Genomic DNA, 15,688 nt, shown 5'->3' on the forward strand with positions numbered 1-15,688 from the left:
TTGCCCCCTGGCTAAGCGGTGTGTTTATCATTAAAAGCCCGACATCATGCGATGGCGGGCTTTTTGTTTGTTCGTGCTTCCTTGCAATAAATTTCACTAATTAACGCTATATTTAAAGGGAACTCGATGCTAAAAGTGGGGCGGAACCAGCGCGGCGTCGGCAGGGTTATTATGAAAACCCGTTAAAGAAAATGCGACGGACGCTTGAAAAGGGACGTCAGACCCCCCAACTAGTCATATAGATGGGATTATAAAGCCCAGACAACAATACGTCCCTGGCTGATTACATCCGTCCGAACAACAAGGCGACCCGACAGCTTGAGCATGGCGATCGATCCTCATCTCAAGTAGAATCGGCAAATATAAAGGCGCCGAGCGAATTTTATCTAGGAGACGATAATGTCATACAGTGGCGAAACAGGACAACAAGCACCCCATATGGCCCTGGTGCCGATGGTGGTTGAGCAGACTTCCCGCGGAGAGCGTTCTTACGATATCTTTTCGCGCCTGCTGAAAGAGCGAATCATTTTCATGACCGGCCAGGTTGAAGATTATATGGCCAACCTGATCGTGGCGCAGATGCTGTTCCTGGAAGCGGAAAACCCGGAAAAAGACATTTATCTGTATATAAATTCACCCGGCGGCGTAATTACCGCCGGTATGTCGATTTACGACACCATGCAGTTTATCAAACCTGATGTCAGCACCTTCTGTATGGGCCAGGCCGCCTCTATGGGCGCGTTTTTGCTGACCGCCGGCGCCAAGGGCAAGCGCTTTTGCATGCCGAACTCGCGGGTGATGATTCATCAGCCGTTGGGCGGGTTCCAGGGCCAGGCGACGGATATTGAGATTCATGCCAAAGAGATTCTGAAGGTTAAGGCGCGCATGAACGAACTGATGGCCAAACATACTGGCCGCACGCTGGAATCGATAGAAAAAGATACGGAACGCGACCGTTTCCTCTCCGCCGAAGAGGCGGTAGACTACGGTTTAGTGGATTCCATATTAAGCAAGCGTGATTGACGGCGTAAATCTGATTACCGATAGACTATAGTTACAGTAATGAGTCATTCGAGTAGACTAACACCACTCAAAGCGCCGGTTTTACGTTAAGCAGTCGCGTTGCCGCCGTGGTTGGCCTGCGGGACAAAGACTAGAGAAAGAGGTTTACTGATGACAGATAAGCGCAAAGACGGTTCAGGAAAGCTGCTGTATTGCTCTTTCTGCGGTAAAAGCCAGCATGAGGTGCGTAAGCTGATCGCAGGGCCGTCAGTGTATATCTGCGACGAATGTGTCGATTTATGCAATGACATTATTCGCGAAGAGATCAAGGAAGTGGCCCCGCATCGTGAACGCAGCGCGCTGCCGACGCCCCATGAAATTCGCCATCACCTGGACGATTATGTCATCGGCCAGGAAAAAGCCAAAAAAGTGCTGGCGGTAGCGGTGTATAACCACTACAAGCGCCTGCGTAACGGCGATACCACTAACGGGATTGAGCTTGGCAAGAGCAATATCCTGCTGATAGGTCCCACCGGCAGCGGTAAAACGCTGCTGGCCGAAACGCTGGCGCGTTTCCTGGATGTTCCCTTTACCATGGCGGACGCCACCACCCTGACCGAGGCCGGTTACGTTGGCGAGGACGTGGAAAACATCATCCAGAAACTGCTGCAAAAATGTGATTACGACGTGCAGAAAGCGCAGCGTGGCATTGTGTATATCGACGAAATCGATAAGATTTCCCGCAAATCGGACAATCCGTCGATCACGCGCGACGTCTCCGGTGAAGGCGTGCAGCAGGCGCTGCTGAAATTGATTGAAGGCACCATCGCCGCCGTTCCGCCCCAGGGCGGGCGTAAGCATCCGCAGCAGGAATTCCTGCAGGTGGACACCTCCAAGATCCTGTTTATCTGCGGCGGCGCGTTTGCCGGCCTGGATAAGGTGATCGAGCAGCGTGTGGATACCGGTCGCGGCATTGGGTTTAGCGCGACGGTCAAAGGCAGCGCCGAGAAGGTAAGCGAAGGCCAGCTGTTGGCCAGGGTCGAGCCGGAGGACCTGATTAAATTCGGCTTGATCCCTGAGTTTATCGGTCGTCTGCCGGTGCTCGCCACGCTCAATGAACTGAGCGAGGACGCGCTGATCCAAATCCTTAAAGAGCCGAAGAACGCCCTGACCAAGCAGTACCAGGCGTTGTTCAATCTTGAAGGCGTCGAGCTTGAGTTCCGCGACGAGGCCCTGACGGCCATCGCCAGGAAAGCCATGGCGCGCAAAACCGGCGCGCGCGGCCTGCGCTCCATAGTGGAAGGGGCGCTGCTGGAAACGATGTATGAACTGCCTTCGCAGGACAGCGTCGAAAAAGTGGTGATCGACGAAGCGGTGATTGAAGGCCAGTCGGAACCCTTGCTGATTTATGGCAAACATGAAACCCAGCAGGCTTCCGGCGAATAATTCATCGGTTGACTGATGAAATTCCGGCGAAAAGTAATAAAGTGGGGGATTCCGTCCCCCATTTGTTTTTCCGTTATCCCGGTTATTGAATGTAAAAGATTCGCCCCCATATACTCAATTACCTATTTGTTGAAACTGGCAACGGCCGAGTTTTGCGAATCCCCTAAACCTGGCGGAAGCTAAACTAAGAGAGAGCTCTATGAATGCTGAGCGTTCCGAACGCATAGAAATCCCCGTGTTGCCTCTGCGCGATGTGGTGGTCTATCCGCATATGGTCATTCCGCTGTTTGTTGGGCGGGAGAAATCGATTCGGTGCCTTGAAGCAGCCATGGATAGCGACAAAAAAATCATGCTGGTGGCGCAGAAAGAAGCCTCTACGGATGAACCGGGTATTAACGATCTCTTTTCTGTCGGGACCGTCTCTTCGATTCTCCAGATGCTGAAATTGCCCGACGGTACGGTAAAAGTACTGGTCGAGGGATTGCAGCGCGCCCGCATTACCACTTTGTCCGATAGCGGTGAGCATTTTGCCGCCCAGGCTGAATATTTGGCCACGCCCGAAATCGATGAGCGCGAACAGGAAGTCCTGGTGCGCACTGCGATCAATCAGTTTGAAGGCTATATCAAACTGAATAAAAAAATTCCTCCCGAGGTGCTGACGTCCTTGAACAGCATTGACGATGCCGCGCGCCTGGCAGATACCATCGCCGCCCATATGCCGCTTAAATTGAGCGACAAGCAATCGGTGCTGGAAATGGCCGACGTTACCGAGCGCCTGGAATATCTGATGGCGATGATGGAATCGGAGATCGATCTGCTGCAGGTCGAAAAACGTATCCGCAATCGCGTCAAGAAACAGATGGAAAAAAGCCAGCGCGAGTACTATCTGAATGAGCAGATGAAGGCCATCCAGAAAGAGCTGGGCGAGATGGATGACGCGCCGGACGAAAACGAAGCGCTGAAGCGCAAGATTGAAGCGGCCAAAATGCCGAAAGAGGCGCGGGAAAAAACCGAAGCCGAATTGCAGAAGCTGAAAATGATGTCGCCGATGTCCGCCGAGGCCACGGTGGTGCGCGGTTATATCGACTGGATGCTGTCCGTGCCCTGGCACGCGCGCACCAAGGTCAAGAAAGACCTGGTGAAGGCGCAGGAAGTGCTGGACAAGGACCATTACGGCCTCGAACGGGTCAAGGATCGCATTCTTGAATATCTGGCGGTGCAAAGCCGGGTCAGCAAGATAAAAGGGCCGATCCTGTGCCTGGTGGGCCCGCCGGGGGTGGGTAAAACCTCGCTGGGCCAGTCCATCGCCAGGGCCACCGGACGCGAGTACGTGCGCATGGCGTTGGGCGGGGTGCGCGATGAAGCGGAAATCCGTGGTCACCGCCGGACCTATATCGGTTCCATGCCGGGCAAGCTTATCCAGAAAATGTCCAAGGTCGGGGTGAAAAACCCGCTGTTCCTGCTCGACGAGATCGATAAAATGTCGTCGGATATGCGTGGCGATCCGGCTTCCGCCCTGCTGGAAGTGCTGGATCCCGAGCAAAACGTGGCGTTTAACGATCACTATCTGGAGGTGGATTACGATCTTTCCGACGTGATGTTCGTGGCGACCTCCAACTCGATGAACATTCCCGCGCCGTTGCTCGATCGTATGGAAGTGATTCGCCTGTCCGGTTATACCGAGGATGAAAAGCTCAATATCGCCCGCGAGCATCTGCTGCAAAAACAGCTGGATCGCAACGCATTGAAGAGCGGCGAATTAACCATCGACGACAGCGCGCTGGTCGGGATCATCCGCTATTACACCCGCGAGGCGGGCGTGCGTAACCTGGAACGGGAAATTTCCAAGTTATGCCGTAAAGCGGTCAAGACCCTGTTGATGGATAAAACCGTCAAGCATATCCATATTGACGGCGACAACCTCAAGGATTACCTGGGCGTCCAGCGCTTCGACTACGGCCGCGCCGAGGGCGAGAACCGTGTGGGGCAGGTTACCGGCCTGGCCTGGACCGAAGTGGGCGGGGAACTGCTGACCATCGAAACCGCGTGCGTGCCGGGCAAAGGTAAACTGACCTATACCGGCTCGCTGGGCGAGGTGATGCAGGAGTCCATCCAGGCGGCGCTGACCGTGGTGCGCTCCAGGGCGGATAAGCTGGGCATCAATAACGATTTCTACGAGAAACGCGATATTCATGTCCATGTGCCGGAAGGCGCAACGCCGAAAGACGGACCGAGCGCCGGCATCGCCATGTGCACCGCCCTGGTATCATGCCTGACCGGCAATCCGGTGAAAGCCAATGTCGCCATGACCGGCGAGATCACCTTGCGTGGTCTGGTATTGCCGATCGGCGGCCTGAAGGAAAAACTGTTGGCGGCGCATCGCGGCGGCATCAAGACCGTGTTAATCCCTTATGAGAATAAACGCGATCTGGAAGATATGCCGGCGAATGTGATTAACGATATGGATATCCATCCCGTGCAGCGCATCGACGAGGTATTGACCCTGGCCTTGCAGAACGCGCCTTTTGGCATGGAAATAGCTACCGCGGCGGCAAAATAACCGCTTAAAGTAACATATACCGCTAAAAAACCGGCTGGCAGGTGAAATCCCACTTGCCAGCCTTTTTTTGTACCGTTAAGTTAGGTAGCTGGCAGGCTTGGTCGGTTTCCGGCTTTGCCTTGCCATGACATAACAGGCTTGATATAACAGCTGCGCTGTCGCGTTTAAGGAAAATTCCGCCGCGACGAGAGAATTCTAGAGGGGATGAAAGAGTGAATAAGTCACAACTGATCGACAAAATTGCCGCAGGTGCTGATATTTCCAAAGCGGCTGCCGGACGTGCATTGGATGCCATTATTGGTTCCGTAACCGAAACGCTGCAGCAGGGAGATGATGTTGCACTGGTAGGTTTTGGCACCTTTACGGTGCGTGCGCGAGCAGCCCGTACCGGCCGTAATCCTCAAACCGGTAAAGAAATCAGTATTCCGGCCGCCAAAGTGCCCGGTTTTCGTGCGGGCAAAGGTCTGAAAGACGCTGTCAACTGATTGTTGCACCGCTGTTTTTCGCGTCAAACTATTACCTGACGCAGGAGAACGGGTAGGGTAGAATACAAGGCGCATCTTTTTGATGTGCCTTTTTTGTTTTTATTTTTCCCTGACAGTTGCGCATTTCGGTTGTCAGAGGAATAGCTTTAGCGCGCAGCAGCTCTCGGAGCTACGGCATGAAGGCGGATCTTACTGCCGGCGCAAAGGTTTCATTCATATTACAGCGGAGTGTTGTCACACTATGATGGACAATTTACGCGCGGCCGCCAATCACGTCGTGCTCAAAATTATTCTGGCAATTGTCGCCATTTCATTCGTGCTGACCGGGGTAGGCAACTATCTGATTGGCGGCGGCGGGGATTATGCCGCGAAGGTGAACGGACAGCAAATCAGCCGCGCCCAACTGGAGCAGGCGGTGCAAAACGAACGCAACCGCCAGCAGGAGTCCCTGGGCGACAGCTTCTCGGCCCTGGCCGCCAACGAAGGCTACATGCTGCAGATGCGCCGTCAGGTACTGTCGCAGTTGATTGATGAGACCTTGCTGGATCAGTACGCGCAGACCCTGGGACTGGCGGTCAGCGATCGGCAGATCAAAGACGCGATTTTTGCCATCCCGGCGTTCAGGACCAACAACAATTTCGACAATGAAAAATACCGCTCAATCATCACCAGCATGGGATTGACGCCGGACCAGTATGCGCAGCTGATGCGTAAACAACTGCTGACGCAGCAGCTGATCCAGGGGTTGGGCGGCACCGGCTTCCTGCTGCCGGACGAAACCAACCGGCTGATGGCGCTGGCCATCCAGGAGCGCCAGGCGCGCCTGGCCACGCTGGATATCAACGCGCTGCTTGCCGGGCAGACCGCCTCGGACGAAGAAATCCAAAATACCTATAACCAGAACAAAAACAGTTATGTCCAGCCCGAGGCGTTCAAAGTGTCCTACATCGCCCTGGATGCCGCCTCGATGCAGGCGAAAACCACGGTGAGCGAACAGGAAATCCAGGCTTATTACGACCAGCATAAAGATCAGTTCTCGCAGCCGGCGCGTAAACGTTATGCCATTATCCAGAGCAAAACCGAAGCCGACGCCAAGGCTATCCTGGCGGAACTGCAAAAAGGCGCTGATTTCGCCATCCTGGCCAAACAACGTTCAACCGACATTATCTCCGCCAAAAACGGCGGCGATATCGGCTGGATGGACGCTGACGCGACGGTTGACGAGCTCAAGCAGGCCAACCTGAACGACAAAGGGCAGTTGTCCGGCGTGATTACCTCCTCGGTGGGTTTCCTGGTGGCCAGGCTGACCGACATCCAGCCGGAGCAGGTTAAACCGCTGGCCGACGTGCATGACGGCGTGGCGATGAAAGTGAAGCAGGAAAAGGCCATCGATGCCTATTATGCCTTACAGCAAAAGGTCAGCGACGCGGCCAGCAATGACAACGAATCCCTGGCGTCGGCCGAAACGGCCGCGGGCACCAAAGCGGTGCAGACCGATTGGTTCAGCCGCGACAGCGTGCCGGCGGCGCTGGACTTCGATGCCGTGAAACAGGCTCTGTTCGGCGGCTCCCTGCTGGGTGTCAACGGCGCACCCGGTAATAACTCCGATGTGATTACCGTCGATGGCGATCGGGCCTTTATCGTACGCCTGGCCGAACATAAGCCGGAAAGCACCAAACCGCTGGATGCGGTGCGCGCGCAGGTCGAGCAGCAGGTCAAACGCCAGAAGGCGATGCAACAGGCCCGGGTCGACGCCGAGAAGCTCCTGGTGGCGCTTAAGCAGGGCAAGGGCGATGAGGCCATGAAAGCCGCGAACTTGTCATTCGGCGATCGGAAAACCTTTGACTCGACGCGTCAAAACGATCGTTTGACCCAGTCCATCTTCACATTACCGCAGCCCCAGCCGAATACCGCTTCCTACGGCATCTCCGAGGATGCCCAGGGCAATATCGTCCTGGTGGCCCTGGATAAGGTCGCGCCGCGTAAACTTGACGACCAGCAGCGCGCCCAGGTAGTGAGCCAGCTTAGCCAGGGCATGACCGGCGTGACCTTTGACGCGCTGCTTAATAACCTGCGCACCGAAGCCAAGATCAAAATGGGCACCGGCGCGCAAATGCAATAACGCTCATAAAAATACTGAACAATATGTAATCATCAAAGGCCGCTTTCGCGGCCTTTTGCATTGTTAAACTTCCTGCATTGCCGGCTTGGCGTCACTAGGGCAATCTGCCTGCCGTGCCGTTACCTCATGGGCGCCACGCGTGGTTATCAGCCTTATGCGACAGGCAACCACAAGCAATTATTAGCAACCACAAGCAACCACAAGCAACCACAAGCAACCACAAGGAAGTCACCTTATGAAAATCGCGATGAAACGCACGCTAAACCTGGTGTTAATGACAGGCCTGCTGGCGCTGTCGGACATGGCCTGGTGTTCTGACGATAAAGAAGTCCACGTCGAAGAACCCATAGTCATCAGCCTCGACACCGGCAATAATAAAGCCATCAAGGTACCTGCGGACGGCGGCGGCGCCATCGGCATCGGTCGGGATATCACCGCCGCCGGTGACGGCGCTGATAAGAGCGGTGGTGATAAAGGCGGCGACACCGGCGGCAAGCCCGTGGCCCAGTCGATAAAACCCGCGGTTGAAACCCAGGACAAAAGTACCCAGACCGATGACTTCGGCGCTGAAAAAGTGAATATCAATACCGCCACGGCGGAGGAATTGGTGGATGCGTTGAAAGGCATCGGGCCTAAAAAGGCGCAGGCCATTATCGACTACCGCGAGGCCAAAGGGCCTTTTACCCAGGTCGAACAGCTCAAGGAAGTCAAAGGCATCGGGCCTTCCACCCTATCGAATATCAAAGAGCTGGTCACCCTTGAATAAACCGCGGCGTTAAACCTGCGACACGATCGGGTTCCAGCGAGTGGGGAAATTTTCGCCTCCTCCTGAAACCCGGCATCGACGGCGGCAAATATTAAATTTTTGTGACAGTGTGGACTTCCCGTAATAACTTTCCTAAGTTAGTGGCTCTTCTATCAATAGGAAAGCACTATGAGTGAGACAGCTAATTTAACGATTAAATTACCTCTCGAGCTAAAGGAAAGAATTAAATCCTTAGCCGCGAGCAATAGCGTTTCCATGAGTGCGGAAATCAGCGCAAGGCTCGAACGCAGCCTGAATGGCGTGGCTGAGAGCGAGGCTGAAGGCGAGGTTGAGGCAAAGGGACACGCTAAAAAACCAGCGCAAAAAGATCACGTTGCCGCCGATGTGGATAATCAACATACCGTAGAAATTACCGAGCAGCCTTTTACCACCGGCGAAGTCAAAAAACTCCGCGCCTTGCTCAATGCCAATACGAAAAAAAAATCAAAGAAAAAATAATCGGGCGGAAGTTAACTGAGTCTCCATTCTAACCGATAGTCATATCGTGAAATATTTGCGGATCGGAGGGGAAAATTATAACCCTCTGACCCGACGCCGCAAATTTATCATCAACCCGCTATTGCTAATCGGCCAAGCTATTTACCGGTGAACAGCCCGCCTGTGCGACGGGTAAAAGAATGCTTATCAGAGCGCCGCTTTTGCTTTCATCTGCGCCATCACCACCGTCGGTTGCTCCAGATAATCCGCCAGACCCTTGGCGCGCAGGTGACATGCCGCGCAGGTGCCGCAGCCGTCGCCCTTGATGCCGTTATAGCAGGTCAGGGTTTCATCGCGCACCAGATCGAGATGCTGATAATAATCGGCCAATGCCCAGGTCTGCGCTTTGTTCAGCCACATCAGCGGCGTGGCAAACCGGATATCGCGGGCCATGCCCAGGATGACCGCCTGGTTCAAGGCCTTGACGAACTCATCGCGGCAATCGGGATAACCGGAAAAATCCGTTTCGCACACGCCGGTAATCACCGTCTGGGCGCCTACCTGATAGGCGTAAATCGACGCCAGCGTCAGGAACAGGATGTTACGTCCCGGCACAAAGGTATTGGGCAACGCGCCGCCGGCGCCGTTGTCAAAATGGGGCACCGGAATGTTATCCCGGGTCAGGCTGCTGACCGCCAAATCGTTAAGCAAACGGGCGTCAATAACTTTATGGGCGCGGGCCCCCAGCCTGGCCGCCAGCGCGCGGGCAATCTCGATTTCGGCCCGGTGCCGCTGGCCGTAATCAAAGGTCACGCAGTGTACGTCGTCATACTGCGTTAACGCCTGTATCAGGCAGGTTGTTGAATCCTGCCCGCCGCTAAACACTACCACCGCTCGTTTCATATCATTACTCAACTTAAGAAGCCACGGCCTGTATGGTAACGCCTCCTTGGCCATTTGGCATCTTTCACGCGCTAGAGCGTTTCGAGTATTTCACTCCAGGGGGCGAGATCGCCGATATGCTCGTGTACCCACTCCGGCCGGTAATAGGTATCCTGGTAGCGTTCCCCTCCGTCGCACAACAACGTGACGATGGACCCTTGCCGCCCCTCGGCCCGCATCCTGTTTGCCAGCTGCAGCGCGCCCCACATATTGGTGCCGGTGGACGCGCCCACCCTGCGGCCGAGGATCGGCTCGAGCCAGTAGAGCGTGGCGATGCTGGCCGCGTCCGGCACCTGGATCATTTCGTCAATCACATCGGCGATAAACGACGGCTCCACGCGCGGGCGGCCGATGCCTTCTATCCGGCTGGCCAAGGCGGCGGTAAGGGAGGCATCCCGATGATGAAAATAATCGCTGAACACCGAGTTCTCAGGGTCGACCACCACCAGGCGGGTATCATGGCCCTGGTAACGGATATAACGTCCGAGCGTGGCCGACGTGCCGCCGGTACCGGCGCTCATGACGATATAATCGGGTTCGGCGCAGGGTTCCCGCGCCATCTGGCGGAAAATGCTTTCGGCGATATTGTTGTTGCCGCGCCAGTCGGTGGCCCGCTCGGCATAGGTAAACTGATCCATGTAATGGCCGCTCAACTCCCGGGCCAGGGCTTTCGCCTCGTGATAGATCATGGCGCTGTGCCCGACAAAATGGCAGCGGCCGCCGTAAAAAGTAATCTGCTCTATTTTCCGCTTTGCCGTGCATTCCGGCATTACGGCGATAAACGGCAGGCCGAGCAGCCGGGCAAAATAGGCTTCCGATACCGCCGTGCTGCCCGAAGACGCCTCTATGATCGGCGTACCCTGTTTGATCCAGCCGTTGCACAGGCCATACAAAAACAATGAGCGCGCAAGCCGATGCTTCAGGCTGCCGGACGGATGCGTACTCTCATCTTTGAGATAGAAAAAAATGTCCGGAAACGCCGGCAGTTGAAAACGGATTAAATGCGTATCGGCGGAGCGCTGGAAATCCGACTGGATCTCGCTGATTGCCTGTTTCACCCACGGCGCTGTCATAATTATTATCCTTATCGATGGAGACCACAGCATAACGAGGATAGAGGAAAAAAAGATTGCCATTTTCATTGGATTAACGTGTTATAAGAGAAATATTTTCTCCAAAATGACGATATGCTAGATAAAACTGACCGCAAATTGCTCTCATTGCTACAGCAAGACTGTACCTTGCCCCTCCAGGCGCTGGCGGATGCGGTCAACCTGACCTCGACGCCCTGCTGGAAGAGACTCAAACGCCTGGAGGAAGCCGGTATCGTACGCGCCAAGGTGGCGCTGCTGGATAATGAAAAGTTGGGATTGGCATTAACCGCCTTTGTGCTGATCAAAACGCAGCAGCATAATAGCGACTGGTATCATGCCTTCGTGGCGCAGGTCACAGGCATGCCGGAAGTGCTGGCCTTTTATCGCATGGCCGGTGAGTATGATTACCTGATGCAGGTGGTGGTGAGCGATATGAAGAGTTACGACAACTTTTATAAGCGCCTGGTGAACGGCGTGCCCGGGCTTATCGACGTGACCTCCAGTTTTGCGATGGAACAAATCAAAAATACCACCGTATTGCCGTTATAATTTATCTTTCGCCGCGGCGGGTATCCTTTAATAAGTTTGGAATAATACTGCGTGAGATTATTTGCACAACTAAGCTGGTATTTTCGCCGCGAATGGCGACGTTATCTGGGTTCGGTCTTTCTTTTGATCATTATCGCCATACTGCAACTGATCCCACCCAAGCTGGTCGGGGTCATCGTGGACGGCGTGACGGAACACCGGGCGTCCCCGCGCATGATCATGATGTGGCTGGGAGTCATGGCGCTTACCGCCGTGCTGGTATACCTGCTGCGCTACGTCTGGCGCGTGCTGCTGTTTGGCGCCGCCTATAAGCTGGCGGTCGAGCTGCGCGCGCGCTTTTATCATTTGCTTAGCCATCAACTGCCGGGATTTTACCTGCGCCACCGCACCGGCGATCTGATGGCGCGCGCCACGAACGACGTTGACCGGGTGGTGTTCGCCGCCGGGGAAGGCGTGTTGACCCTGGTCGACTCGCTGGTGATGGGCCTGTCGGTGCTGGTGGTGATGAGCGTCCAGATCAGCTGGCAGCTTACCCTGCTGTCGCTGCTGCCGATGCCGGTCATGGCGTTGCTTATCAAACATAACGGCGATGAGCTGCACCAGCGTTTTAAAACCGCCCAGGCGGCATTTTCATCGCTTAATAACCAAACGCAGGAAAGCCTGACCGGCATCCGCATGATCAAGGCCTTTGGCCTGGAGGATTATCAATCGGACCGGTTTGTGCAGGTGGCGGCCGACGCGGGCGCGAAAAATATGCGGGTGGCGCGCATTGACGCGCGTTTTGATCCCACGATTTACCTTACCGTCGGCTTTTCCAATTTACTGGCCATCGGCGGCGGCAGCTGGATGGTGATGCATGACCTGCTGACGCTTGGGCAACTCACCAGCTTTATTATGTATCTGGGGCTGATGATTTGGCCGATGCTGGCGCTGGCCTGGATGTTTAATATTGTCGAGCGCGGCAGCGCCGCCTATGGCCGGATCAGGCAAACCCTGGACGAGGCTCCGCAGGTGAAGGACGGCGGCGGCGCGCTTACCGCCGGACGCGGCGTCCTTGAGGTTGACGTCGACAGCTTCAGCTATCCGCTCACGCCGCAGCCGACGCTGAATAATATTCACCTGCGGCTGGCGCCGGGGCGGGTGCTGGGCATCTGCGGCCCGACCGGCGCCGGAAAAAGCACCTTGTTATCGCTGCTACAACGCCATTTTGATGTCGCCCAAGGCGAGATCCGCTTCCAGGGGATGTCGCTTGCCGACGTCTCCCCCGATCAATGGCGCGGCCGCCTGGCGGTGGTTAGCCAGACGCCGTTCCTGTTTTCCGATACCGTGGCGCGCAATATCGCCCTCGGCCGGCCCGACGCCACCCGGGAGCAAATCGAACGGGCGGCGACGCTTGCCTGCGTGCATCAGGATATCCTGCAACTGCCGCAGGGTTACGAAACCGAAGTGGGTGAACGGGGGGTGATGCTTTCCGGCGGACAAAAGCAGCGGCTGTCCATTGCCCGCGCCCTGCTGCTGGAGGCGGAAATCCTGATACTTGACGACGCGTTGTCCGCGGTGGACGGGCGTACCGAACATACTATCCTGCACAATCTCCGGCAGTGGGGGGAAGGCCGTACCCTGATTATTACCGCCCACCGGCTGTCGGCGCTCAATGCCGCCGACGAAATCGTGGTGTTGCGTCATGGCACCATCACCCAGCGGGGTGAACATCAGCAGTTGCTGCAACAGGAAGGCTGGTATCGGGATATGTTCCGTTATCAACAGCTCGAGGCGGCGCTCAGCGCCGATCCGGACGAGCAGGAGGCGGCCGGTGCGTAAATGGCAAACCCTGTGGCCGACCCTGAAAAGACTGTTGGCCTACAGCCGGCCTTACCGCCGACCCCTGACGATGGCGGTGGCCATGCTCTGGCTGGCGGCGGGCGCGGAAGTGGCCGGTCCGGTGGTGATCGGTTATTTTATCGACCGTGTCGTGCCGATGAAAACCTTTCCGCCTCTGCTGGTGACCGGTCTGGTGTCGGCCTATATCGTCCTGCAAATGGTGTCCGCCTCGCTGCGCTATTTCCAGGCGCTGTTGTTCAACCGCACGGCGCTCGACGTGGTGCAGCAACTGCGCACCGAAGTGATGGACGCCTCGCTGCGCCAGCCGCTGAGCGCGTTTGATTCCCAGCCGGTGGGACAGCTTATTTCCCGGGTCACCAACGATACCGAAGTAGTGAAGGACCTGTATGTCACGGTGATGGCGACGGTACTGCGCTGTATTGCCCTGGTGGGCGCCATGCTTATCGCGATGTTTATGCTGGACTGGCGGATGGCCGCCATTTCGATGGTGATTTTCCCGGTGGTGGCCATCGTGATGACGGTCTACCAACACTACAGCACGCCGGTCGTGCGTCGCCTGCGTTCATACCTGGCCGATATCAACAATGGCTTTAATGAAGCGATCGGCGGCATGAGCGTTATCCAGCAGTTCCGCCAGCAGGAGCGTTTCGGCCAACGGCTGGCGGAGGCCAGCCACGCCCATTACCTGGCGCGCATGCAAACCCTGCGGCTGGAGGGCTTTTTACTCCGTCCGCTGCTGAGCCTGCTGTCGGCGCTGGTATTATGCGGGCTGATGATGTTGTTCGGCTTCAGTCCGGCGGGCACCATCGGGGTCGGGGTACTGTATGCCTTTATCAACTACCTCGGCCGGTTAAATGAGCCGTTGATTGAACTCACCACCCAGCAATCGATGCTGCAGCAGGCGGTGGTGGCGGGTGAACGCATCTTTGAACTGATGGACGGCGACCGGCAGCAATATGGCGATGACGACCGGCCGTTAAGCAGCGGGCGCATCGATATCCGCGATCTGAGCTTTTCCTATCGCTACGATACGCCGGTGCTAAGGCATATCTCCCTGTCGGTGCCTTCCCGCAGCTTTATCGCGCTGGTGGGGCATACCGGCAGCGGCAAAAGCACGCTGGCCAACCTGATGATGGGATATTACCCCCTGCGCCATGGCCAGCTGTTGCTCGACGGCCGGCCGATCGCCAGCCTGTCGCACCGGGTGCTCAGGCAGGGGGTGGCCATCGTCCAGCAGGATCCGGTGGTGATGGCGGATTCAGTGTTCACCAATATTACCCTGGGGCGGGATATCAGCGAATCCCAGGCCTGGGCCGCCCTGGAACAGGTGCAGCTGGCGGAACTGGTCAGGTCCATGCCGGGCGGCATCCACGCGGAACTCGGCGAACAGGGCAATACCCTGTCGGTGGGGCAAAAACAGCTGCTGGCCATGGCCCGGGTATTGGTGCTGACCCCGGAAATCCTGATCCTGGACGAGGCCACGGCTAATATCGATTCCGGCACCGAGCAGGCGATCCAACGGGCGCTGGCGGCCATCCGCCAGCAGACGACGCTGGTGGTGATCGCGCACCGCCTGTCGACCATCGCCGATGCGGATGAAATCCTGGTGCTGCATCGTGGCGAAGCGGTGGAGCGGGGCTCCCATGAAGGGTTATTGACGCAGCAGGGGCGATATTTCCAGATGTACCAGCTGCAACAGGCCGGCCGGGCGCTTGATGCCGATGCCAGGGCGGCCGGCTAGCGGCACGGCTGGCTTTCACGTGTCATTGGACGACCCCCCGTTCGTGTTTACCGTTGGCTCGCACCGGGATTGAGCACTCCGGCGCCATAATTTCCCTTTCTGCACCCTAAACTGGCGATGCGCACTATAATGGTGCGACCCGCTGACATATTTTTGCGCGTCGGCGGCGGCAGTTTTACGCAAATGGCTGTGTTTGCTCTATCGGCAGGCGTCGAACGGTAAATTTCTATTACAAAACATTTGTGGCACATGCTTTGCTTTACTCAGGCGTAGCGATCGCGAGTTCGGATCCAAATTCTTGAGGGGGAACATATGAAGCTGGTAACCGTGGTGATTAAACCATTTAAATTAGAAGATGTGCGTGAAGCACTTTCTGCTGTGGGCATACAAGGGCTGACGGTCACCGAGGTCAAAGGTTTCGGGCGGCAAAAAGGCCATGCCGAGCTGTATCGCGGGGCTGAATACAGCGTTAACTTCCTGCCGAAGGTAAAAATTGATATCGCCATTGCCGACGATCAGCTTGATGAAGTTATCGATGTCATCAGTAAAGCGGCTTACACCGGTAAAATCGGCGATGGCAAGATTTTTGTTGCGGAGTTACAACGGGTCATCCGGATTCGTACCGGCGAAACCGACGAAGCAGCACTTTAACGACAACGACA

13 protein-coding genes are annotated in these 15,688 nt (G+C 56.1%); 11 read left to right on the forward strand and 2 right to left on the reverse strand.

Annotation, left to right across the window (positions count from 1 at the left end; all coding sequences use genetic code 11):
* Window positions 1–399: 399 nt before the first annotated feature.
* The 7 genes from clpP to GRH90_RS19960 all read left to right on the forward strand — a co-directional run bounded on the left by clpP (window position 400) and on the right by GRH90_RS19960 (window position 8,879).
* Window positions 400–1,023, forward strand: a complete 624-nt coding sequence (gene clpP / locus GRH90_RS19930; protein ID WP_162367711.1) for an ATP-dependent Clp endopeptidase proteolytic subunit ClpP — start codon at window positions 400–402, stop codon at window positions 1,021–1,023.
* Between the two features lie 150 nt (window positions 1,024–1,173).
* Window positions 1,174–2,448, forward strand: a complete 1,275-nt coding sequence (clpX, locus tag GRH90_RS19935; RefSeq protein WP_162367712.1) for an ATP-dependent protease ATP-binding subunit ClpX — start codon at window positions 1,174–1,176, stop codon at window positions 2,446–2,448.
* Window positions 2,449–2,647: 199 nt separating this feature from the next.
* Complete coding sequence (gene lon / locus GRH90_RS19940; protein ID WP_178113259.1) at window positions 2,648–5,008, forward strand: endopeptidase La; 2,361 nt, start codon at window positions 2,648–2,650, stop codon at window positions 5,006–5,008.
* Window positions 5,009–5,220: 212 nt separating this feature from the next.
* Window positions 5,221–5,493: a nucleoid-associated protein HU-beta gene (gene hupB / locus GRH90_RS19945; protein WP_162367713.1), complete on the forward strand. Its 273-nt coding sequence runs from the start codon at window positions 5,221–5,223 to the stop codon at window positions 5,491–5,493.
* Window positions 5,494–5,734: 241 nt separating this feature from the next.
* Window positions 5,735–7,615 carry a peptidylprolyl isomerase gene (ppiD, locus tag GRH90_RS19950; protein WP_162367714.1) on the forward strand — a complete coding sequence of 627 codons (1,881 nt, stop codon included), beginning with the start codon at window positions 5,735–5,737 and terminating at the stop codon, window positions 7,613–7,615.
* 235 nt (window positions 7,616–7,850) lie between these two features.
* Complete coding sequence (locus GRH90_RS26620) at window positions 7,851–8,381, forward strand: ComEA family DNA-binding protein (RefSeq protein WP_312857205.1); 531 nt, start codon at window positions 7,851–7,853, stop codon at window positions 8,379–8,381.
* A gap of 168 nt (window positions 8,382–8,549) precedes the next feature.
* Window positions 8,550–8,879: an Arc family DNA-binding protein gene (locus tag GRH90_RS19960; protein WP_162367715.1), complete on the forward strand. Its 330-nt coding sequence runs from the start codon at window positions 8,550–8,552 to the stop codon at window positions 8,877–8,879.
* Between the two features lie 186 nt (window positions 8,880–9,065).
* Here GRH90_RS19960 and queC read toward each other — a convergent pair whose 3' ends face one another.
* Together queC and GRH90_RS19970 are read right to left on the reverse strand one after the other, a co-directional pair.
* Entirely contained in the window at window positions 9,066–9,761 is a 696-nt protein-coding gene (gene queC / locus GRH90_RS19965; protein ID WP_162367716.1) for a 7-cyano-7-deazaguanine synthase QueC, read from the reverse strand.
* 71 nt (window positions 9,762–9,832) lie between these two features.
* The gene (locus GRH90_RS19970) at window positions 9,833–10,873 is read right to left on the reverse strand and encodes a PLP-dependent cysteine synthase family protein (protein WP_162367717.1); all 1,041 of its coding nucleotides are present in this window, start codon (window positions 10,871–10,873) and stop codon (window positions 9,833–9,835) included.
* A 114-nt stretch (window positions 10,874–10,987) separates the two neighbouring features.
* Between GRH90_RS19970 and GRH90_RS19975 the strand changes: the two genes are divergently transcribed.
* The 4 genes from GRH90_RS19975 (at window position 10,988) to glnK (ending at window position 15,677) form a co-directional block, all read left to right on the forward strand.
* Complete coding sequence (locus tag GRH90_RS19975; RefSeq protein ID WP_162367718.1) at window positions 10,988–11,443, forward strand: Lrp/AsnC family transcriptional regulator; 456 nt, start codon at window positions 10,988–10,990, stop codon at window positions 11,441–11,443.
* 51 nt (window positions 11,444–11,494) lie between these two features.
* The gene (locus GRH90_RS19980; RefSeq protein WP_162367719.1) at window positions 11,495–13,264 is read left to right on the forward strand and encodes a SmdA family multidrug ABC transporter permease/ATP-binding protein; all 1,770 of its coding nucleotides are present in this window, start codon (window positions 11,495–11,497) and stop codon (window positions 13,262–13,264) included.
* Window positions 13,257–15,026: a SmdB family multidrug efflux ABC transporter permease/ATP-binding protein gene (locus GRH90_RS19985; RefSeq protein WP_162367720.1), complete on the forward strand. Its 1,770-nt coding sequence runs from the start codon at window positions 13,257–13,259 to the stop codon at window positions 15,024–15,026. Before GRH90_RS19980 ends, GRH90_RS19985 begins: the two co-directional genes overlap by 8 nt.
* 312 nt (window positions 15,027–15,338) lie before the next feature.
* Window positions 15,339–15,677 (forward strand): P-II family nitrogen regulator, encoded by a 339-nt coding sequence (glnK, locus tag GRH90_RS19990; RefSeq protein ID WP_009639071.1) that lies wholly within the window; start codon window positions 15,339–15,341, stop codon window positions 15,675–15,677.
* Window positions 15,678–15,688 lie beyond the last annotated feature (11 nt).

Origin of the sequence: Acerihabitans arboris (genome assembly GCF_010131535.1) — a bacterium.
GTDB classification, from domain to species: Bacteria; Pseudomonadota; Gammaproteobacteria; order Enterobacterales; family Enterobacteriaceae; genus Acerihabitans; species Acerihabitans arboris.

Bases quoted from the DNA above. Each gene is read 5' to 3' on its own strand.
- clpP (WP_162367711.1), top strand. From the start codon at position 400: ATGTCATACAGTGGCGAAACAGGACAACAAGCACCCCATATGGCCCTG.
- clpX (WP_162367712.1), top strand. From the start codon at position 1,174: ATGACAGATAAGCGCAAAGACGGTTCAGGAAAGCTGCTGTATTGCTCT.
- lon (WP_178113259.1), top strand. From the start codon at position 2,648: ATGAATGCTGAGCGTTCCGAACGCATAGAAATCCCCGTGTTGCCTCTG.
- ppiD (WP_162367714.1), top strand. From the start codon at position 5,735: ATGATGGACAATTTACGCGCGGCCGCCAATCACGTCGTGCTCAAAATT.
- GRH90_RS26620 (WP_312857205.1), top strand. From the start codon at position 7,851: ATGAAAATCGCGATGAAACGCACGCTAAACCTGGTGTTAATGACAGGC.
- GRH90_RS19960 (WP_162367715.1), top strand. From the start codon at position 8,550: ATGAGTGAGACAGCTAATTTAACGATTAAATTACCTCTCGAGCTAAAG.
- queC (WP_162367716.1), bottom strand. From the start codon at position 9,761: ATGAAACGAGCGGTGGTAGTGTTTAGCGGCGGGCAGGATTCAACAACC.
- GRH90_RS19970 (WP_162367717.1), bottom strand. From the start codon at position 10,873: ATGACAGCGCCGTGGGTGAAACAGGCAATCAGCGAGATCCAGTCGGAT.
- GRH90_RS19975 (WP_162367718.1), top strand. From the start codon at position 10,988: ATGCTAGATAAAACTGACCGCAAATTGCTCTCATTGCTACAGCAAGAC.
- glnK (WP_009639071.1), top strand. From the start codon at position 15,339: ATGAAGCTGGTAACCGTGGTGATTAAACCATTTAAATTAGAAGATGTG.